This is a genomic window from Chryseolinea lacunae (assembly GCF_016735595.1).
GTDB classification, from domain to species: domain Bacteria; phylum Bacteroidota; class Bacteroidia; order Cytophagales; family Cyclobacteriaceae; genus Chryseolinea; species Chryseolinea lacunae.
The window spans coordinates 349,439-372,044 of the sequence record NZ_JAERRB010000001.1 but is presented as its reverse complement, the minus strand read 5'-3'; the positions used below and the strand labels follow the sequence as shown (position 1 = coordinate 372,044).

13 protein-coding genes are annotated in these 22,606 nt (G+C 51.7%); 12 read left to right on the top strand and 1 reads right to left on the bottom strand.

Annotation, left to right across the window (positions count from 1 at the left end):
- The first annotated feature begins 103 nt into the window (after positions 1–103).
- The 9 genes from JI741_RS01325 to JI741_RS01285 all read left to right on the top strand — a co-directional run bounded on the left by JI741_RS01325 (position 104) and on the right by JI741_RS01285 (position 15,413).
- Entirely contained in the window at positions 104–1,552 is a 1,449-nt protein-coding gene (locus JI741_RS01325; RefSeq protein WP_202006799.1) for an APC family permease, read from the top strand.
- A 141-nt stretch (positions 1,553–1,693) separates the two neighbouring features.
- Complete coding sequence (locus JI741_RS01320) at positions 1,694–2,629, top strand: dihydrodipicolinate synthase family protein (RefSeq protein WP_202008077.1); 936 nt, start codon at positions 1,694–1,696, stop codon at positions 2,627–2,629.
- Positions 2,626–4,107 (top strand): aldehyde dehydrogenase (NADP(+)), encoded by a 1,482-nt coding sequence (locus JI741_RS01315; protein WP_202006798.1) that lies wholly within the window; start codon positions 2,626–2,628, stop codon positions 4,105–4,107. The genes JI741_RS01320 and JI741_RS01315 overlap by 4 nt, the downstream gene beginning before the upstream one ends.
- A 15-nt stretch (positions 4,108–4,122) precedes the next feature.
- Complete coding sequence (locus JI741_RS01310; protein ID WP_202006797.1) at positions 4,123–5,121, top strand: 4-hydroxyproline epimerase; 999 nt, start codon at positions 4,123–4,125, stop codon at positions 5,119–5,121.
- Between the two features lie 82 nt (positions 5,122–5,203).
- Positions 5,204–6,451: an NAD(P)/FAD-dependent oxidoreductase gene (locus tag JI741_RS01305; protein WP_202006796.1), complete on the top strand. Its 1,248-nt coding sequence runs from the start codon at positions 5,204–5,206 to the stop codon at positions 6,449–6,451.
- Between the two features lie 6 nt (positions 6,452–6,457).
- Complete coding sequence (locus JI741_RS01300) at positions 6,458–8,704, top strand: S9 family peptidase (protein ID WP_202006795.1); 2,247 nt, start codon at positions 6,458–6,460, stop codon at positions 8,702–8,704.
- Between the two features lie 134 nt (positions 8,705–8,838).
- On the top strand, positions 8,839–11,247 hold the full coding sequence (locus JI741_RS01295; protein ID WP_236675821.1) for a glycoside hydrolase family 127 protein: 2,409 nt from the start codon (positions 8,839–8,841) through the stop codon (positions 11,245–11,247).
- A gap of 51 nt (positions 11,248–11,298) precedes the next feature.
- Entirely contained in the window at positions 11,299–13,701 is a 2,403-nt protein-coding gene (locus JI741_RS01290; RefSeq protein WP_202006793.1) for a glycoside hydrolase family 127 protein, read from the top strand.
- A 26-nt stretch (positions 13,702–13,727) separates the two neighbouring features.
- The gene (locus JI741_RS01285; RefSeq protein ID WP_202006792.1) at positions 13,728–15,413 is read left to right on the top strand and encodes a DUF885 family protein; all 1,686 of its coding nucleotides are present in this window, start codon (positions 13,728–13,730) and stop codon (positions 15,411–15,413) included.
- A gap of 39 nt (positions 15,414–15,452) precedes the next feature.
- Here JI741_RS01285 and JI741_RS01280 read toward each other — a convergent pair whose 3' ends face one another.
- The gene (locus tag JI741_RS01280) at positions 15,453–16,346 is read right to left on the bottom strand and encodes an AraC family transcriptional regulator (protein WP_202006791.1); all 894 of its coding nucleotides are present in this window, start codon (positions 16,344–16,346) and stop codon (positions 15,453–15,455) included.
- 306 nt (positions 16,347–16,652) lie between these two features.
- Between JI741_RS01280 and JI741_RS01275 the strand changes: the two genes are divergently transcribed.
- The 3 genes from JI741_RS01275 (at position 16,653) to JI741_RS01265 (ending at position 22,597) form a co-directional block, all read left to right on the top strand.
- Positions 16,653–19,187 (top strand): alpha-L-arabinofuranosidase family protein, encoded by a 2,535-nt coding sequence (locus tag JI741_RS01275; RefSeq protein WP_202006790.1) that lies wholly within the window; start codon positions 16,653–16,655, stop codon positions 19,185–19,187.
- Positions 19,188–19,206: 19 nt separating this feature from the next.
- On the top strand, positions 19,207–19,518 hold the full coding sequence (locus JI741_RS01270) for a glycoside hydrolase family 97 C-terminal domain-containing protein (protein ID WP_236675887.1): 312 nt from the start codon (positions 19,207–19,209) through the stop codon (positions 19,516–19,518).
- Positions 19,519–19,996: 478 nt separating this feature from the next.
- Complete coding sequence (locus JI741_RS01265) at positions 19,997–22,597, top strand: T9SS type A sorting domain-containing protein (protein WP_202006788.1); 2,601 nt, start codon at positions 19,997–19,999, stop codon at positions 22,595–22,597.
- Positions 22,598–22,606 lie beyond the last annotated feature (9 nt).

Here is a 22,606-nt window from a genome sequence, read left to right as displayed (position 1 = left end):
AGTGGTGAAAATCGTATCAGGTAAGGCTAATTTTTACACGGGCCCCAATGGGTTTGGGACGTATCTTTCAAAGTAGTATTCTAACCTGAACGTAAAAAACAGTATGGCGGAAGCGCAGCGCGAATTCAAGCGAAACGTGGGGTTGCTCGATGCAACCATGATTGTGGCGGGGTCGATGATCGGATCGGGAATCTTTATCGTGAGCTCAGAAATTGCGCGCAGCGTTGGCGGTGCCGGCCTGCTGTTGGGCATGTGGGTGCTGGCGGGCGTGGTCACCATCATAGCCGCCGTGAGCTATGGCGAGCTTTCGGCCATGTTTCCAAAGGCAGGTGGCATGTATGTTTACCTGCGCGAGGCCTATAGTCCACTGATGGGGTTTCTTTACGGCTGGACATTTTTCACCATCATTCAAACCGGCACCATCGCGGCCGTGGGTGTGGCCTTTGCCAAGTTCACGTCCTACCTCATCCCGGGGGTGGGAGAGGATGCTATTCTTTTCAACATCGGATCATTTCACCTTGCGGCATCCCAACTGTTATCCATCGGCGTCATTTTGCTGCTCACGTTCATCAACACCCGCGGCGTTCGTCACGGTGTGTTTGTGCAGACATCGCTCACGCTCATCAAAATAATTTCACTCGTTGCCCTCATTGGCTTTGGTTTCTGGTGGGGAGCCGACGCCAGCATCTGGGAAGCCAATTGGCAAAACGCGTGGACGCTGTCGTCGCTCACAAAAGAAGGTGATGCCGTGAGTCAACTTCCCCTGGCGGGCCTTGCCGCCTTCGGGGCCATTGCCATCGCCATGAAGGGATCGTTGTTTTCGTGCGACTCGTGGCACAACATCTCGTTCATTGCCGGCGAAGTGAAGAACCCCAAACGCAACATTGGGTTGAGCCTGTTGCTGGGCACGGTCATCGTCACGGTGGTGTATGTGCTGGCGAACGTAATGTACCTGGCCGTGGTGCCGTTGCACGACATCGCGTTTGCAAAGAGCGACCGCATTGGGGTGGTGGCGGCCGAGCGCATCTTTGGGTCTTCGGGCACCATTGTCATAGCCGTCATGATCATGATCTCCACCTTTGGCTGCAACAACGGCCTCATCATGTCGGGCGCACGGGTCTACTACACCATGGCAAAAGACAACGTATTCTTTTCGCACGCCCGCGAATTGAACGAACACGGCGTGCCGGCAAACAGCCTGTGGATGCAGGCGGTGTGGGCTTCGCTGCTATGCCTCACGGGAAAATACAACGAACTGCTGGCGCTGGTCATCTTCGGTGTGTTGATATTCTACGCACTCACCATCTTCGGAATTTTCCGCCTACGCAAAACCATGCCCGGCGTTGAGCGTCCATACAAAGCCTTTGGCTATCCCGTATTGCCCGCCCTCTACATCATCATCGCTGCCGCCCTGGCGTTGCTGCTCCTGATTTTTGAAACGAGTTTCACCCTGCCCGGGCTGGCCATCATCCTGCTGGGCATTCCGGTCTATTACTTCATGATGCGGCGCAACGACCAGCGGATGAAGACGGTGAGTGAGGCAAAATCATGAAAAGCGATACCCAATATTCAACGAAGGGATGGAAAACATTCAAAATGTGAATAAATCGTATCAGTAGAAGGTAATTCAAGTACAAACGGCGCTGTTGCCAGCCCATAAATTTGTTTTCATAATTAAACACATTTCATCATGATTACATGGAAGGGAGTTTTTCCTGCAGTAACAACAAAATTTACCGCAGATGACCAGTTGGATTTCAAAACATTCGAGAAAAACCTGGATGCTCAGTTGGCTGCAGGGGTGCACGGCATAATCATCGGTGGAACGCTGGGAGAATCAAGTGTACTGACCAGCGCAGAAAAGAGCGACTTGTTGAACTTCACCGTCCAGAAAGTGGAAGGACGTGTTCCCGTCGTGCTCAACATTGCAGAAGGCGCCACGCGCGATGCTATAAAAATTGCCGAAGACGCACAACGCAATGGCCTCAGTGGCCTCATGCTGTTGCCGCCCATGCGCTACAAATCCGACCACCGCGAAACCGTTACCTATTTCAAATCCATCGCGCAGGCAACGGATTTGCAGATCATGATCTACAACAACCCGGTTGACTATAAAGTGGACGTGACACTCGACATGTTCGAAGACCTCGCCGACACAAAGAACATCGACGCCGTGAAAGAATCCACGCGCGACATCGTGAACGTGACCCGCATGATCAACAAATTCGGCGACCGGTTCAGCGTGATGAGCGGTGTAGACACCATTGCCATGGATAGCCTTGTGCAAGGTGCAAAGGGCTGGGTGGCCGGATTGGTATGCGCGTTTCCCGAAGAGACCGTGGCCATCTATAATCTGGTGATGGAAGGCAGAATTCAGGAAGCCGTAGAGATCAACCGCTGGTTCATGCCCTTGCTGGAACTGGACACGTTCAGCAAACTGGTGCAGTATATCAAACTGGCCGAAGCCGAAGTGGGTCTGGGCACCGAAACTGTTCGCCCGCCGCGCCTCATCCTCGCTGGCGACGAACGCACAGCTGTGTTGGGTGTTATTCGCGAAGCGCTTAAAAAACGTCCGGTGTTGAATCGAAGCAACGGTCAAAAAGCAAAAGCAACGGCCACCGCACAATGAGCGAAACAAACGTGAATGAGGTTCTGCAACACGCGGCGCAGGCGTTTGATCAATATAGAAATGTGAGTGGAAAACAACGCGCAGCCTTCCTCCGGGCCATAGCCGAAGGGTTGGAAGCAGATGCCGAAACCATTGTGCAGCTGGCGCAGGAAGAAACAAATTTACCCGAAGCCCGGATCAAAGGCGAAGTGGGGCGCACCACCGGACAGCTTCGCGCCATTGCCGCGCTGGTTGCCGCTGGCCATTGGGTGCAGGCCACCATCGACAACGGCGACGCTTCCCGCAAGCCATTGCCCAAACCAGACCTGCGAAAACTGCTGGTTCCGGTTGGTCCCGTGGTGGTGTTTGGTGCCAGCAATTTTCCCCTGGCGTTTTCCACAGCAGGTGGCGACACCGCGTCGGCCCTGGCGGCTGGATGCAGTGTGGTTGTGAAAAGTCACCCTGCTCATCCCAAAACATCGGCACGCGTGGCCGGTGTGATAGACGCAGCAATCGGGAAATGTGATATGCCGGAATTTGTTTTTCAACACGTCGAGGATTCAAGCATTGAAGTGGGACAACGGCTGGTGAGCCATCCGCTCACAAAGGCGGTGGCGTTCACGGGTTCGCGTCAGGGTGGGATGGCGTTGTTTGGATTGGCATCACAGCGACCGGAACCCATTCCGGTTTTTGCCGAGATGGGAAGTGTGAACCCCATGGTGGTGTTGCCCGAAAGCATCGCCACAAACGAAACCTTGCCCAAGCTCCTTGCCGCTTCCGTGTTGCAAGGTGTGGGTCAGTTTTGCACGAACCCGGGATTGATACTCGTGATGGAGTGCGAAGGGTTGAAGAGATTCCTCGATGAATTTGCGGCTGAAATTGGAAATAGCGTACCTTGTAAGATGCTCCACTCCGGCATCGCCAGCAACTATTCAACCTTGAAGAAAAAAGCATTGGCACAAGCTGGCGTGTCCATTCTCTCGGCCGTGGCCGAAGCAAACGACGATACTTCCGGTGCTGCAACGGTAGCGGTAGTGAACGCTGTCGATTTTGTAAGCAACCCGCAATTGCAGGAGGAAGTGTTTGGCCCGTTCTCGCTGATCGTGACCTGCAATAATGTGGCTGAACTGGGCGAGGCCATCAACGTATTGTCGGGTCAGCTCACAAGTTCCTTCTTTGGCAGCGCAATCGAAATAGCAAAGTATTCTGAAATTGTGAACGCACTGCAACAGCGGTGTGGACGCATGATTTTTAACGGTGTTCCCACAGGCGTGGAAGTGTGCAAGGCCATGCACCACGGCGGTCCGTTCCCATCCACAACCGATTCGCGGTTCACGTCGGTGGGCAACGATGCCATCTATCGTTTTGTGAGGCCCTTCAGTTTTCAAAACGCGCCCGAGGCATTGTTGCCCCCGGAGCTTCAAAATGAAAACCCGCTGGAAATTTTGCGCTGTGTAGACAACGAATGGACCGTGGAGCCGGTCTTGGTTTTAAACTGATTTTTTTAATACGGAATGAAGAAGACTTTTTTTTGTATAGATGCACACACCTGCGGCAATCCGGTTCGCCTGGTGGCCGGGGGTGGACCTTCTTTGGAGGGAAAGAACATGAGCGAGAAGCGACAACACTTCCTCCGCGAATACGACTGGATACGCAAGGGACTGATGTTTGAACCGCGTGGCCACGACATGATGAGCGGCAGCATTTTGTATCCGCCGTGCGATCCGCAAAATGATGTGGCGGTGTTGTTCATCGAAACCAGTGGATGCCTGCCCATGTGTGGTCATGGCACCATTGGCACGGTCACCATCGCCATCGAAGAAGGACTGGTTGTGCCCAAACGTCCGGGCGAACTTCTGGTGGAAGTTCCCGCGGGCTTGATCCGTATCGAATATACCCAGAAGGGACAGAAGGTGACGTCGGTAAAAATCCGGAACATCGTGTCATTCCTCGCCGCGGAGAATCTGAAAGCCATCTGTCCCGACCTTGGTGAGTTGACGGTGGACGTATCGTATGGCGGAAATTTTTACGCCATTGTTGATGTACAGAAAAACTTCCCGGGCCTTGAGCATTTTCGTGCGGAGCAGTTGATCGGCTGGAGCCGCGAGCTTCGAAAAGACATTAACGCGAAGTATTCTTTTGTGCATCCCGAAAACCCAACCATCAACGGATGCAGTCACATTCTTTGGGCAGGTGCGGTGATCGATCCAACATCGACCGCGCGCAACGCCGTGTTCTATGGCGACAAGGCCATTGATCGCTCGCCTTGTGGCACGGGCACATCGGCGCGCCTCGCGCAATGGCATGCCAAAGGAAACCTGAATGTGGGAGAACCCTTTGTGCACGAAAGCATCATCGGCTCGAAATTTATCGGCCGCGTAGAAGAAGAAACATCACTGAACGGCAAGCCGGCCATCGTGCCCAGCATAGAAGGGTGGGCGATGGTGACGGGCTACAACACCATCATCATGGACGACAGCGACCCGTATGCACACGGCTTCCAGGTGATATAGTAAAAAACAAAGACGTCTTCGGCGATGGAGATATTTCGCATCTCCAACTGCAGGATGTCTACTTTTTAGCGAATTGAACAACATGAAAAATATTGCAATAATCGGTGGTGGAATAATCGGGTTGAGCACTGCGTATTATCTTCAGAAGGCGGGTCACACCGTAATGGTTTTCGACAAAGGCAACATGGACGATACATGCTCTATCGGAAACGCTGGCATGGTGGTGCCCAGTCACATTGTGCCCCTGGCGGCACCGGGCATGATCGCCAAAGGCATACGCTGGATGTTCAATTCGAAAAGCCCTTTCTATGTACGTCCGCGATTGAATGGCGATCTCATTAAATGGGGATTAAAATTTTATGCACATGCCAATGAAAAGCACGTGCAACGGTCGGCGCCGTTGTTGAAAGAGATTAGCATGCTGAGCAAACAATTGTTTCGCGAGATGAATAGCGCCAAAGAATTTGACTTTGGTTATCAGGAAAAAGGATTGCTCATGCTTTTTCAAACCGCCGAAACCGAGAAAGAAGAAATTGAAGCAGCACACCTCGCCAACCACCACGGCGTGGAAGCACATGTGTTGACACCCGCCGACGTGCAGGCCCTTGAGCCCGATGTGCGGGTAACCGCGCGGGGCGGCGTGATCTTTCCCGGCGACGCACACCTCATTCCACAGTTGTTGGTATCGAACCTCGTGGAACACCTGAAAAAAAACGGTGTGAAGATCTTAACACACCACGACGTGAGCGACTTCGTTACCGGCGAAAAATCAATTGAACGCATCACCATTGGCGACAAGGTGCTGGAGTTTGATGAATATGTGATTGCCACTGGCGCGTGGTCGGGTTTGTTTTGTTCGAAGCTGGATCTGGATCTTCCCATGCAATCGGGCAAGGGCTACAGCTTCACACTTCCCAACGTAAAGAAAAATATTCAGGTGCCCACACTGTTGCTGGAAGGGCGTGTGGCCGTTACGCCCATGGGCAATGCGCTTCGCTTCGGAGGTACGATGGAAATTAACGGGACCGATCGCAGCGTGAACATGAATCGCGTGAAGGGAATTGTGGAAACCATCCCAAAATATTATCCCGACATGAACGTGGCGGTGCCCGATGTGCGCGAGGTGTGGAATGGACTGCGCCCGTGCTCGCCTGACGGACTTCCCTACATCGGTCGCTCCAGTCGTTTCAAAAATCTCATCATTGCCACCGGTCACTCCATGATGGGGGTGAGCCTTGCACCTGCCACCGGCAAACTGGTGTCGGAGATCGTTAATGAAAAAAATCTGACCATGAACATCGCGGCGTTCAATCCCGAAAGATTTAACTGATCCGTTATGAAAAAAATATTCGCACTTGCGGCATTCACACTGCTTTGCCTCTCTCTGAACGGACAAGGCACGTTGCAGGATTACCGCAGGGCAGACTCCTGCCGGACGCTGTATAAGGGAAAAGTTTATAACGCCCCTGACAAGTTTCAATGGATCGCCGGTAGCCACACCTTCTGGTACAAAAACAACACCAGAACCGGGAAGGAATTTATGTTGGTTGATGCGGAGAAGAACAGCCAGCGCAAAGCCTTCGATCATGCACGCATGGCACAGGCGCTTTCGGCAAAACTGCGGAAACCGATGCGTGCACAGGATCTGCCGCTTCAGGATGTCGAGTTTGCAAAAGATCACAAGTCCATAAAATTCACGATCGACAGCGCGCGCATCAGCTGTCTTTTGCCCGCGTGCCAGTGTGCTGTCGAGAAAGTTATTCCGGAGAGCAAACCCGAATCGTATTGGGGAAATGCCTTCGACGAAGGTTCCAGTCATCCGCAAAAATCGGCCGACAGCTTGTGGCTTGCCTTTGTAAAAGAGCACAATGTGTTTATCCAATCGCGGAAGACAAAAGAAACGTTTCAGCTGAGCTATGACGGCAACAGCGGCGACTTCTATTCATCCTACATCACATGGTCGCCCGACAGCAAGAAGCTGGTGGCCTATAAGGTAACGCGGGGACAAACGCGCGTCATGTACATGATCGAATCTTCGCCCACCGATCAACTGCAGCCCAAGCTTCAGCAACGCGAATACCTCAAACCCGGCGATGCACTGCCACACAAACAACCGCAGCTGTTCCTGATAGATTCGAAAAAACATGTCCCCATCTCTGACGAACTGTTTGCTCAGCAATTCTCATTGGGAGACGTGCGCTGGAACAAGGATAGCCGCTTCTTTACCTTCGAGTTCAACGAGCGTGGACATCAAACCTACAGGATCTTAAAAGTCGACGCCACCACGGGGGGCGTCAGCATTGTTGTTGACGAGAAGAGCGAAACCTTTATTGACTACAGTGGCAAGCGATATCGCCACGATCTTTCCGAAAGCAATCAAATACTCTGGGCTTCCGAAAGAAGTGGCTGGAATCATTTGTATCTCTATGATGTAGCAACTGGAAAACCAGTTAATCCGGTCACGTCGGGCGAGTGGGTTGTGCGCGAAGTGGTGCATGTGGATGAGGCCAAACGCCAGGTGATCTTTGCGGCCTCCGGGCTCGATAAGGATCAGGACCCGTATCTAGTGCAGTATTGTGTCGTGAACCTTGACGGAACAGGATTCCGCAGACTCACTACGTCAAATACAAATCATGTCGCATCCTTTTCAGACGATCACCTGTATTTTGTTGACCACGCATCGCGCGTCGATCTGGCACCGATCAGCAGCGTCATCGAAACGGCTACGGGCAAGACGCGGATGGAAATTCAGAAAGCGGACCTCACGGACCTGCTTGGTGCTGGATGGCGAATGCCCGAAGTGTTTTCGGCAAAAGGACGCGATGGGAAGACTGACATCTGGGGCATTATTATACGACCATCAAAAATCGATGAAAACAGGAAGTACCCCGTCATCGAAATGATCTATGCAGGACCACAGAGTTTTTATGTTGGTAAGTCGTTCACCGAACGATACAACAGTATGAGTGCTTTGGCCGAGTTGGGGTTCATCGTGGTGCAGCTCGATGGCATGGGCACGTCGTGGCGTTCGAAAGCGTTTCACGATGTGTGCTGGAAGAATCTGAAAGACGCAGGCTTTGCCGATCGCATCGCGTGGATAAAAGCTGCCGGAGAAAAGTACCGCTATGTCGACACAGAAAACATGGGCCTCTTTGGCGGATCGGCAGGCGGACAGAATGCTGCGGGCGGTGTCATCTTTCATCCTGAGTTTTATAAGGCTGCCGTCGCGTCTTGTGGCTGTCACGACAACCGGATGGATAAGATGTGGTGGAACGAGCAGTGGATGGGCTATCCCATCGGTCCACACTATGCGGAGTCGTCGAACGTTGTGAATGCGCCAAAGCTTGGCGGGAACCTGTTGCTCATTGTGGGAGAGTTGGACGACAACGTCGATCCGGCGTCCACCTATCAACTGGCAAATGCGTTGATCAAAGCCGGAAAGGATTTTGAATTGATCACCGTGCCCGGCATGGGCCATTCGGGTGGCGGAGAGTATGGCGAACGCAAACGTCGCGACTTCTTTGTGCGCACCTTGCTGCATCGCGAGCCTCCGTCGTGGAAGGAATCGTATCCCTCAAAATGAGTGGGTTTAGGGTGGGGTTAAAATCCTACCGGTAGTTGTTAATATAAATCAAAACACAACGGCAAATTAGCCTTAGGTTTGATACCCTCGATCAGACAATTATTGGAGACATTAAAAGCAATAAAAAAATGGATATGAAGATGACGATGAAACGCGCGGTCTTTTTTTTCTGCTGTAGCCTAAGCACGCTGAGTGTTGACGCGCAAACGACAAAAATGCAAGCCGGCGATTATCCCATACAACCGGTGCTGTTCAATGCCGTGAACCTTCGCGACAATTTCTGGGCGCCCCGCATCAAAACCAATCATGAAGTAACCATTCCCTTCACGTTGGGAAAATGTGAATCGACGGGCCGCGTGAAAAACTTCGAGATCGCCGCAGGTCTGAAGACGGGCACCTTCTGCACCGAATTCACCTTCGACGACACCGACGTCTATAAGATCATTGAAGGTGCAAGCTATTCGCTGCAAATTTTTAAAGACCCTGCCCTGGAAGCCAAAGTGGATTCCCTGATCGACATCATTGGCAAAGCGCAGGAACCCGATGGTTACATATACACCAACCGCACCATCATGGGCGCCAACGGTCACGAGTGGGCAGGCACCAAACGGTGGGAGAAAGAAGAAATTCTCAGCCACGAACTCTACAACATCGGCCACCTCATCGAAGCCGGTGTGGCACACTATCACGCCACGGGCAAACGTACTTTGCTGAACATCGCCATCAAAGCGGCCGACCGCGTGTGTGCGGACTTCGGTCCTGACAAACTGCATACCTACTCGGGTCACCAGATCATTGAGCTGGCCATGGCCAAATTGTATAAAGTAACGGGCGACAAAAAGTATCTCGAAACCGGCAAGTTTATTCTCGATGTGCGCGGTCCGGGAGGCGACGAATACAACCAGGCTCATAAGAAAGTGGTAGACCAGCATGAGGCTGTGGGCCACGCCGTGCGCGCTGCCTACATGTATGCCGGCATGGCCGACATTGCAGCCCTGACTTCGGATGCGCAGTATATCAAGGCCATCGACGACATTTGGGAAAATGCCGTGTCAAAGAAAATTTATGTGACCGGGGGCATCGGCTCCACCGGCAACGGCGAAGCTTTTGGTGGAGACTTTGATCTCCCCAACATGTCGGCCTACAACGAAACCTGTGCTTCCATTGCCAATGTGTATTGGAACTACCGCTTGTTCCTGTTGCACGGCGACGCAAAATATTATGACGTGCTGGAGCGTACATTATACAATGCATTTCTCTCGGGAGTTTCGCTCACCGGAGATCGTTTCTTTTATCCCAACCCGTTGGAGTCGCACGGTCAGCATCAGCGGAGCCCCTGGTTTGCCTGCGCCTGTTGCCCCAGCAACGTGACACGGTTCGTGCCTTCTGTCGGCGGCTACTTCTATGCGCAAAAAGGAAGCTCGATCTATGTGAATCTCTATGGCGAAAGCACCGTCAACTTCACGGTGAACAAAAGCCCGGTAACACTCGAACAAAAAACAAAATATCCCTGGGAGGGCGATGTGCAAATCCTGGTGAGTCCTGCCAAGGCGGCCGCGTTCGATGTGCGCGTGCGCATTCCGGGCTGGGCGATTGACAAACCAATTCCTGGCGACTTGTATACTTTTCACGACAAGATGAAAGAACAACCCTCGGTGTCGGTGAACGGCAAACCGGTGGAGTTCAAACTCGACAAGGGTTATGTGGTGATGAACCGGAAATGGAAGAAGGGCGACGAGATTCGTGTGCACCTGCCCATGCCCGTTCGGAAAATTGAAGGCAACACAAAAATTGAAGCCGACAAAGATCGTTATGCCTATCAACGCGGTCCGCTGGTGTATTGCGCCGAATGGCCCGACAACGCCGACAAGAAAGTGGTGAACCTCGTGATTCCCGACAACGCCGATGTGAAGGCTGTGTATGACGCCGATTTCTTCAACGGCATGTATGTGCTGAAGGCAAAAGGAAAATCGACAGCGCGTGTGATTGCCGCCGACATAAAAACAAACGACGTGGACGTGGAGCTTATTCCGTACTTCACCTGGGCACACCGCGGCGCGGGCGAAATGGTGGTGTGGATACCCGATCAGCCGGGAGCCGCCCAGCCTACACCTGCACCTACCGTAGCGTCGGGCAGCACCATCTCGGCTTCACACAAGTCAAGAACACTGATGGCGCTGAACGACCAGATGGAACCCAAGAACTCCAACGACCACAGCATCATCTACTACCACTGGTGGCCCTTGAAAGACACTGTGCAATGGGTGCAATATGATTTTGAAAAATCGTCAACCGTGAGTTCTTCCAAAGTGTATTGGTTTGACGACAGTCCTTTCGGGGACTGCAGAATCCCGGCAGGATGGAAATTGCTTTACAAAAGCGGTGACCAATGGATACCGGTGAAAACCACCAAGGGCTACGACATTTTGAAAGATCAATACTCCACCGTATCGTTTGAGCCGGTCACGACCACGGCGCTGCGCCTGGAAGTGACCTTACCGAAAGAATTTTCCGGCGGCATTTTGGAGTGGTCTTTGAATTGAGGTTGCGCCTCGTATAGTTTCAATGATTTGTAAGTTCATTAAAGAATAGTCATGCTTTCATTCATCTCTTCTCATACCCGCCGTCATGCGGTGGCCCTTGCAGTGTTTTCGTTGTTCGGAGTGGTCGCGACAGTGCGCGACGCAAACGGGCAATCCTATTTGCCTGACGAAAACAATGCACGGGTCAAGGTGAAACCGCAGGTGGCCATTGCCGCATATCCCTTCGCCCTCAATGAAGTGAACCTGTTGCCCAGCGTGTTCACCGATGCGCGCGACGCCGATATCAAATACCTGTTGGTGATTGAACCCGACCGGTTGCTGTCACAATTCAGAACACACTCGGGATTGAAACCGAAGGCCGAGAAATATGGCGGGTGGGAGAGCGATGGTCTTGCAGGCCACACGCTCGGACATTATCTCTCTGCCTGCGCCATTGAATATGCTGTCTCTGGAAACCCGGAGTTTCTAAAGCGTGTCAACTACATTGTTGACGAGTTGGAAGCATGCCAGGTGGCCCGCAAGACAGGTTACGTCGGCGCCATTCCCCGCGAAGATTCGGTGTTCATGGAAGTGTCGCAGGGGCAAATTCGCTCCCGTGGTTTTGACCTGAACGGCTCATGGTCGCCATGGTACACCATTCACAAAGTGATGGCCGGCTTGCTGGATGCCTACCTCTACTGCAATAACGACAAGGCCCTCGCCATCGAACAACGCATGGCCGACTGGACCGAAACGACCCTGAAGAATCTAAACGACGAACAAATTCAAAAGATGCTGCTCTGCGAATACGGTGGCATGAACGAAGTGTTGGTAAATACCTACGCCTTCACCAAAAACAAAAAGTACCTTGATCTTTCTTATAAGTTCCACGACAAAGTGGTGCTTGACTCGTTGGCCAAACGCGTTGATATTCTCCCCGGACGACACTCCAACACACAAATTCCAAAAGTGATCGGCACCGTGCGTCGCTATGAACTTACCGGCGCAAAAAGCGATTTTGTGATTGGCGATTTTTTCTGGAAGACCGTTGTCAACCACCACTCATACGCGCCCGGCGGAAACAGCAACTACGAATACCTGAGCGAAGCCGACAAGCTCAACGACAAGCTCACAGACAACACTATGGAAACGTGCAACACCTACAACATGCTGAAGCTGACCCGGCACTTGTTTGCGCTGCAACCTTCGGCCGAGCTGATGGAATATTATGAACGCGGATTGTACAACCATATCCTGGCATCGCAGAATCACAAGACCGGCATGATGTGCTATTTCGTGCCCTTACGCATGGGAACGCGCAAAGAATTTAGCGATGAGTTCAACACGTTTACGTGCTGTGTGGGATCGGGCATCGAAAACCATGTGAAGTATGGTGAAAGCATTTTCTTCAGAGGAAAAGACGGAAGTGTGTATGTGAACCTTTTCATTCCTTCAGTTTTGAACTGGAAAGAAAAGGATTTCCGACTGACCTTGAACAGCAAGATTCCCCAGGAAAAAACCATCAGGCTCACCATTCAAACCAGCCAGGCGCAAACACGAACCATCCGCATCCGGAAACCGCAGTGGGCACCGAAAGAAATCGTGGTCCGCGTAAACGGAAAAGCCGTTGCGGCAAGTGTGGCACAGGACGGATACATTGCCCTGACGCAAAAGTGGAAGAACAACGACGAGATTGCCGTTGATTTCGAATCGTCGTTGCACGCAGTGGCGATGCCTGATAATAAGGATCGTAAAGCGTTTTTCTATGGTCCGATATTGCTGGCGGGCAACCTGGGAACATCAGAACCTGATCCTGCCACGGGCATTCCTGTGCTGGTTTCGGATGAGGCGGACGCAAACAAGTTGTTTGTAGCAGAGTCTAAAGACGCATTGGTTTTTAAAACCAACAAAATCGGCGCGCCCAGCGACGTGACCCTTCAACCGTTCTATAGCGTGGCCGATGAATTCTACACGGTGTATTGGGATGTGTTTTCGCCACTCGCCTGGAAAGACGAACAGCAGCGCTACGAAGAGAAAAAGAAAGCAGCCTATGAGCTGGAGAAAAGCACCGTCGACGAATTGCGCGTCGGCGAAATGCAACCCGAACGCGACCACAATTTCACCGGCGAAAATTTGGAAACAGGAGAGTCGCACACGCGTAAATTCAGAGTGGCAAATGATGGCGGCTCGTTCAGCTTCACCATGAAGGTGGCTTCGGGTTTTTCCTACAACCTCATCGCCACCTATTGGGGCATGGACAACCGTGGACGCAATTTCGACATTCTTGTGGATGGCGAAAAGATTGCCAGTGTGGATCTGAATAAATTCAAAGAAAGCAAGTTCTACGATATCGCTTACAAAGTTCCGACCCATCTGGTGACGGGAAAAACAAGTGTGAAAGTCACCTTCCAGGCCAAAGCAAAAAATCAAGCCGGTCCCTTGTTCGGGGTCAGGTTGGTGAAAGAATCGCGATAGTAAAATCTAATATCTAAACGGCACACATGAAACTCCGTCTTCTCAGTCTGTTTTTGTTTTTTATGGTCACTGCCGGTCACGGGCAAAATGTGGCGGAGTTGATTCAGCAGTTTAGTGAAGACAAGTATGCGCTCTATAGAAAGTATCCCGTGCAAGAGTCGAAGGCATACTACACGCGCTTCAATCTTTTCTACGAAGGTTACAGAAATGTTCTAAAGAATCTTCCCTACGAGTCTCTGACTGCCGAAGCAAAAGTGGACTATGTGCTGTTGCAAAACCAGATTGAAAAGGAAGCCTACTTTCATTCGCTGGATGAACAAAAGTTTGATGAGGTTTCGAGTGTCTTGAAATTTGCCACGCCGCTCTATGCGTTTGTTGAACAGCGTGCCACAGGGAAAACCGTCAACAGTCCACAGACGGCGCAGGATTTTGAAGACATGACAAAAGCCATTGCAAAGGCAAAAGAAACATTTGCCAAGGCGCCGTTCAACAGCTGGCAAAAAGCAGACAAGGCAAAGCTGGTGGTGAAGTCTCTGCAAAGTGCATTGCACGAGTCGTTTGATTTTTACAAAGGCTACGATCCTCAGTTCACCTGGTGGACGGTGAAGCCGTTTCACAAGCTTGATTCGTCCTTGACAGCGTATGCTTCCTTTCTGAAAGACAACTATCAGAACACATCGGTGAAAGACGATGGCAGCGGCATCATTGGCAAGCCCATTGGGAAGAGTGCTTTATTGAAAAGCCTGGAGCTGGAATTCATTCCCTATTCGCCGGAAGAACTGATCGCCATTGCGCAGCAACAGTTTGCGTGGTGTGATGCCGAGATGTTGAAGGCCTCGCAGGAGATGGGTTTTGGAAATGACTGGAAAGCGGCGCTTGAGAAAGTGAAGGGTAGCTATGTTGCTCCGGGCGAGCAGCCAGCCATGGTGTTTGGCCTGGCCACAGAAGCCATTCGTTTTCTGGAAACAAACGACCTGGTCACCATCCCACCATTGGCGAAAGAAACGTGGCGCATGGGCATGATGTCGCCTGCAGCACAGAAGATAAACCCGTTCTTTCTTGGCGGTGAGGAAATTCTGATTTCGTATCCCACCAACACCATGGAACACGGCGAGAAATTAATGAGCATGCGGGGCAACAACCCACACTTCTCACGCGCCACCGTGCAACACGAACTCATTCCCGGGCACCATCTTCAGCAGTATATGCAGAGCCGTTACAAACCCTATCGCAGCGCGTTCTACACACCGTTCTGGACCGAAGGCTGGGCGTTGTATTGGGAGATGAATTTGTGGGACAAAGGATTTGCAAAAAGTCCGGAAGACCGCATTGGCATGTTGTTCTGGCGCATGCATCGCTGTGCCCGCATCATCTTCTCGCTCAGCTATCACCTCGAAAAAATGACACCACAGCAGTGCATCGACTTTCTGGTGAGCCGTGTGGGCCACGAGTATGCAAACGCTGAGGCAGAAGTACGTCGGTCGTTCACTGCGGGCTACGACCCCTTGTATCAGGTGAGCTACATGATTGGCGGCTTGCAGTTGTATGCCTTGCGCAAAGAACTTGTTGCGTCAGGGAAAATGAAGGAGAAAGATTTTCATGATCGCATTCTAAAGGAAAATGGCATTCCCATAGAATTTGTCCGTGCGATTCTGATCGGAGAAAAGCTCTCGCCAGGATATAAGAGTCGCTGGAAGTTTGCTCAGCCGTAAAAAAGATAGTGAATGAAATGTTAAACGACGCACGCTTGTCTAAGCGTGCACCGCGGCGATATCCATTTTGTTTTCGTTAAGCTTTTTGAACTCGGTTGGTGTGATGGAACAAACCGACCTGAACTTGCGATTAAAATTCGAAAGGTTGTTAAAGCCTACTTCAATGGATATCTGCGAGATGCTCAGGTCGTCTTGTTGCAAAAGCTTGCGGGCGTGCCCGATGCGTATCTCGGTGAGGAAATCGACATACGATTTGCGTGTGCGTTTTTTGAAATAACGGCAAAATGAATTCGTGGTCATGTGGGCCAGGTCGGCCACTTCGTCGAGCGAAATCTTGCGATGAAATTCGTTCATAGTGAAGCGGTAGATGTCCGCAAGTTTGCGCCCGTCCAGTTCGTCAAATTCGTTGTACACACCCGACGATGCCAGCGGTTCCATGTTGTTGTGTGCCGACATGATGTTTAGCAGTTTCAGCAACACGATCAGCCGGTCCATTCCTGTTTTGCGGAACATACACTTCATCAATTGCGCGATGCGGCTTTTGATGGGTTCCTGGATAAACAACCCGCGTTCGCTTTGCCGGGAGAAGTCGCTGAGGTGCGATAGTTCGGGCATAGACAGGAAGGTGTCGCCAAACGATTTCCATTCAAAGAACACCGTAAGCGAATGCGCCTGTCCCTCCCGGGGATTGTCGTAATATTTTTGATCGTTTCGAAACACGTGGGGGAGGTTGGGGCCGATCAGAAAAATGTCGCCCGGCTTGAAGGCTCCTATAAAATCACCAACAATCACTTTTCCCTCGCTGCTCAGGATCAGGGTGAGCTGTATTTCAGGGTGTTGATGAAGATTGTCGTAAAAATGAATCTCCTGGTCCTCTTGAAGCCTGAAAGATTCTTGTGACGTCTTTGGGATTTTAAAGGGTAGAATCTTCATAGAATTGGGGGGTGTGTTAAATTCTGTTAGCTAAATATTCGCAAAAATTTAATAATTGTCAAATGTACAGTTAATAAAGTATTAGGGTAGGATAATATCAGATCAGCCGCAACGGGGTTTGGAGATTGTACTACGCTATCCAACCCAAGCCTGCAATCATTTGAATACGGGTAAAATCGTATTGAGGGCAGGCAATATTTGTAAAACGGACAATTAACATTGATACTACCTTTCGTTTCCATCTCCCCGGTCTGTCACCTGCAGCGATACAAAGCGTGAACCCTGGAAATAGGATGACAAAATAGTATGCATAAGATTCTTCACACATCATTTCTCCTGTTTGTCTGGAACGTTTGCACGGCACAGGGCCCCACCATCATTGTGGATGCAGCCAAAACCGGCGCACCCGTGTCAAAAGAGTTGCATGGCATTTTTTTCGAGGAGATCAGTCACGGTGGCGAAGGTGGTCTCTATGCCGAGCTGATTCAGAACCGTGGCTTTGAAGAGAGCCGCATCCCCGAAGGCTGCACGCTCGACTCGGGCTTCATCATTCCACCGCGCACACCCCACTTCGGCTCGGAAAAAGTGTCGGATTGGAAAATGCCTTTCGAAGCCAAGTCCGATTATCCCGCATGGACGTTGACAACCGGCGGCGGCGCAACGGGAAAAATTTCACTCGACCTGAGCGATCCGTTGTACAAGGAGAATCCCCGGTCCTTGAAAGTTGAAGTTACCCGGCTGGGCAAAACGGGCAAGGTTGCTGTGGTCAACGAAGGCTTTTGGGGAATTAATGTTCAGCAAGGCGAAACCTATGCGCTCACATTCTATACCCGCACGCAAAACTATACCGGCAATATCACGGCCAGGCTGGTGGGCGGTGATGGAAAAACGCTGGGCGAAAAAGTATTTGAAAACGTAAATTCAAAAGACTGGAAAAAATTGACAGCCACGCTTCGCGCAGACGCCACCGATGCAAAGGCCACGTTTCAACTTTCCTTTTCAAAACCCGGAAAGGTTTGGCTCGACTTTGTTTCGCTCTTTCCGACAAAAACATTTAAGGGCAGGCAGAATGGTTTACGGGCCGACCTTGCGCAATACCTGGCCGACCTGAAGCCGGCGTTCGTCCGGTGGCCCGGGGGTTGTTTTGTGGAGGGCATCAGCACACAAAGTGCACCCAATTGGAAGCGATCGCTAGGCCCCGTGGAGCAGCGCTCCGGAACCTATAGCCCGTGGGGATATTGGTCGAGCGACGGCTTGGGTTATCACGAGTTCCTGCAGTTCTGCGAAGACATCGGCGCGAAAGCCATGTATGTGTTTAATTGTGGCGTCGCTTGCGAAATGCGAAGCGGAGTGTATGTTGAAGACAAGGATGTGACGCCCATCATCACAGACATTCTTCACGCCATCGAATATGCTATCGGCCCCAAGGAGTCGGAGTGGGGAGCGTTGCGTGCAAAGAACGGCCATCCCGAACCATTCCCGTTGCACTATGTGGAGGTTGGAAACGAGCAGGTGGGAGAGAAGTATGCCAAACGTTTCAATGTTTTTTATGACGCCATAAAAGCACGCTATCCACAACTACAGGTGGTGGCCGCAATGGGCATCGCCCACCTGAGCAAACCAACAATAGCCACCATTAGCAAAATGGACATGGCTGACGAGCATGCCTACAAAGCTGCCGGGTGGGCGATGGCCTATGCGGATTGGTATGACAAATACGAACGAAAAGACTGGAAGCTCTATGTGGGCGAATACGCCTGCAACAGCGGTGTGGGCACAGGCAACATGACGGCCGCGCTCAACGACGCAACGTTCATCCTGGGCATGGAAAGAAATTCGGACCTCATCACCATGAGCAGCTATGCGCCCTTGCTGGAGAACGTTCACGACACCGACTGGCCCGTGAACCTGATCCGATTCGATGAAGCAAAAAGCTTTGCCCGCATTTCATATTACACCATCAAGATGCTGAACGAAAACAAGGCTACGGTGAACCTCGCCACGAATGTAAACGTGCCCGTTGACGCCAGCAAACCTTTCTTCGAGGGAGGCATTGGCTTGAGTACATGGGATACGCAAGCCGAATACAAAGACATCGAGATAGTCAAAGACGGCAATGTGCTATACAAAAGCGAATCCCTGAAAGGGCAGGACTGGAATTTTGAAGGTGGCGAATGGTCGGCGCAAAACAACATGCTGACGCAGACCAAGGATGGGCCATGGCCGTTGGCAGTGCTGAAAGAGAAGTCGTTTGATCGTTATGTGCTGAAGTTGAAGGCAAGAAAAACGGGTGGCTACAACGCCTTCATGATTCCCTTTGCGTTTCGCGACAACCAGAATTATCTCCGCGCGCACATCGGCGCCTGGCTGAACAAAGTGGCAGCTTTTGAAACAGTGACGAAAGGAGCGGACGCAATTGTGTCGCAACCCGTGCGCCTGGAAAAGCCTGTCGAACTGAATCGCTGGTATGACATCGAGCTGCGTGTGAACAACACAAACGTGGAATGTTTCCTGGATGGAAAACTGTTGATGATGTACACAAAGCCGCTCGATTTTTTTGGCATTGCCGGTCGCGACGAGCAAACCCATGAAGTGGTGATTAAATTGGTGAATGCCACAAACACTTCCCGAAAGGTTTCCCTACGCATAAACAACACGTCTTTGGAATCGAATGGCAAAGCGATCGTGATATCGTCTTCTTCACCAGATGATGAAAATTCATTTGAGCAACCCAGGCAATTCGTTCCACAGGAAGATGTGGTGCGAAACGTTGCTTCGGAATTTGAATATTCCTGTAAACCCTGGTCAACCACTGTGCTCCGGTTGAAGGAGAAACGATAGGTTCAGACGGTATTGGTTTCTGTACGCCGCCCTTGCGCGGAAGAAGGATGACGTTTGGTACGTGGGTGCACTTGCCACCTGGGAAGGCCAGACCCTGAACGTGCCGTTGTCGTTTCTGGGCAAGGGCACCTTTGAGATCGAAATTTTCCAGGACGGTGTGAATGCCGGCCGCGAAGCAACCGACTACAAACGCATTACAAAAAGCAGTGACCGCGGCCGATGTGCTCAAGGTTGTGATGGCTTCCGGCGGAGGATGGGCCGCAAGGATCAGCAGCAAATAAAAGTAGTGTGTCGTCGGGTTTGGTTGATGGTAATATACTATCGGCTTTAGCTAATATTTGTAAAATGGTTCCCGGCGGAACAACGTACTTTTACATCGCTATAGTTTTAGTTCTGGGTTAATTTATAATTTGGTTGAAGGCATCGCGAAGCACGATGCCTTTTTCTTTTGTATCCCCTGTGCACATTCCGTGCACCATAATAAACTGGTTAAGATTCTATCACCATCTGTTAAGATATAGGGAGCCGTGGTGCAAACGATGAATTAACTTCATCTCCTGTTAGCACACACCTCCATTGCAGAAGTGTTCCGGTGTTATTTGGAATGAGTTCGCACGAATGTCATTCAGGTTGTTGAATTGTCTATGGCGCAATGGAGTGAAGTTTCAATTTTGATTGTCATCATTTTATTTTCTCACCGGTGAGGCGGTGAGCCGCGGTTGCATCGCAGTTGGTCTGGCGGCATGGGAAAGGAATGCGATCTCAAATTTTCTTCGAAGCATTTTCTCGTAACTTAAACAACTATACACATGACTAAATTCAACTGGAAGAAGTTAACATTTCTGGTGTTAGCATTGAGTATGCTTGCGTTCCATGCACGGGCGCAATCAAACATCGCGTTATCGGCCACACCCACCACGTCGTTTGTGTCGTCGTGGGAAACACTGGCGGCTGTGAAAGACGGATTCACACCGGCCAACTCCAACGACAAATCGCACGGCGCCTATGGCAACTGGAACAACCCAAACTCCCTTCAATGGGTGCAGTATGATTGGACACAAAACTACCTCGTCACGTCGGTGGAAGTATATTGGTTCAACGATGGCGGCGGCGTGCTCACACCCACCACGGCCTATGTTGAATACTGGAATGGTGCATCGTGGGTAAACATCGGGAATGTGCCCCTGGTCACCAATGCGTTCAACGTGGCCACGTTTGCCAGCGTGAGTCTGAACAGGATCCGCATCACGATGCGGAACACCACGCAGTCTACCGGCATCCTGGAATGGCGGGTGATGGGAACACCCGTCAGCAATTGCGCGGGCACGGCCATCACAGCCTACACGCAAGTGAACGGTGGCTCGTGGACGCAAACGGCAGCGGCTACCCTGGCCGCCGGTGGTTCTGTGCGCTTCGGCCCGCAACCGGCGTCGGGTGGTTCGTGGAGTTGGACCGGTCCCAACGGCTTCACCGCCACCACACGCGAAATATTGATCAGCAACGTTCAGGCTATACAAGCCGGAACCTATGTGGCGCGCTACACCAACACCTGCGGCACACAGACCACCCAAAACTTGACGGTCACCCTCAGCGGAACCAGCACGGGCAATCCCTACACATGGCCGGTCTATTCTCCGAACATCAGCTACAACTTCCGCGACGAATTCCCCGCGCTCCAAACCCCAACCCAGGTCCTGAACGATTGCCCGCAAGTGGTCTCCACACAATCGTCTGACTGGTGGTGTTTCCGGAAAGGCCCCACGGCCAATTCGCTCGTGACTTCGGCGGCAGTCACGCCCATGCTGGCGCGGCTCAACACAGACTTCGCCTACTTCCGCGACCAGATGGGATGGCCACCCGATCTGCGTGCAAAGAATGGCTATCGCAGCGCAGTCTATTTGTATGGCTCGGGACTTTGCACCGACAATGAACCCAACACCGCCCTGGGTGGATGGCAAAGCGCAATAACCTACAACGGCACAAGCTGGCCCATGGTGCTTGCGTCATACTATCCCGTCTACAGTTTTGATCCGGCGTGTACCTATGCCGATAGAGAGTCTCAGAAGGGCGCCATGACGCACGAAGGCATCCATGCGTTGTTGGCCGACCTGCCCGGCATAAAACAATCAGCCTGGTTTCACGAAGGTGGCAATGTGTGGCTGCAACAAACGGCCGATGCCCGGCGCACCAACAACTTCAGCACGATGGGTGATCTGAACGGCACAGACTTCATCGCACCCTTCATGCCCATCGAATGTTATTCGGGATGGCTTCAGGATGGAAGCTTTGGTGGACCATCGGCAGAAGGTGTAAACATGTTTAACGGAAATCAACAGATCTGCACGTGGCGAACTTATCTAGGTGGTCATCAATACAGCAGTTCGTTCCCGACATTTTTGGGCAATGCTTTGGGCGATGGCGCAGTGCCCTGGATCTGGCGAAATTCTCCGAACCGTGTGCTCGAAGGCATTGCATCGGGAATTGGTGCCACGCAGATTCGCAGGCTCATCACCGAGTATCGTGCCAAGCAGGCGTTGGTAGACTTCGGCCCCTGGAACACGGCCATCCTGGCGCTCATGAATGCGCACTTTGGTCAGTCGGTCACTGCCGAGTGGCAACCGTCGTGGATGAATCCCGCAGCATGGTCTGCCACACCCTATGTGCAAACAACAAACAACAGCGGCACGCTCACACCCGAAGCCCGCACGTTGCCGGGATGGTCGGGAGCAAACCAGATACCCCTGCTGGTGACGGGCAACATGGTGACGGTTAACTTCCAGCCCATCGGCGCGAACATGACGTGTCAGCTTGTATACCGCACAACCACAGGCACACCTGTATACAGTCAATATGTCTCCAGCGGCAATTGCAGCCTGCGACTGGATGCGGCACCGGCCAACAATGTGGTAATCGCCGTAATCACAAACACCGACTACATATACAACGGTGAAAGTACACGCACAGCACATTTCGATTATCGTCTGCAGTTGGTTACGGGTGTGACCGGCACAGCCAGCATCAACACCAAGTGGTTCACTTCTGCCACGCTGGCCGGCGCACGCTCGGTGCAATCGGAAGGTGAGGTGGGCATAGACATGTCCAAGTATTGTACGCACTCCTATCATCAAACCGGGGAGGTGGCCGAGGTGCAGAAAATAATCAACCCCGCCGGTTTCCTCATGTATCCCAATCCCGTGGCCGAAAACAAGGGAATCACTCTGGAGTTCATCAACGTGGACGGGGAGGAGACATCCATCAGCATCTTCACCCCGCAAGGAAGAAAGGTTTATGAAACATCCACGCGCGGGAAAAATATCACGGTAGAGTCGAAAGACATCAAGCGAGGGTATTATATCGTGAAAGTGAAAAACACAAAGTCCAACACATCACAGAACCTGATTGTGAACTGATCGGTTGAA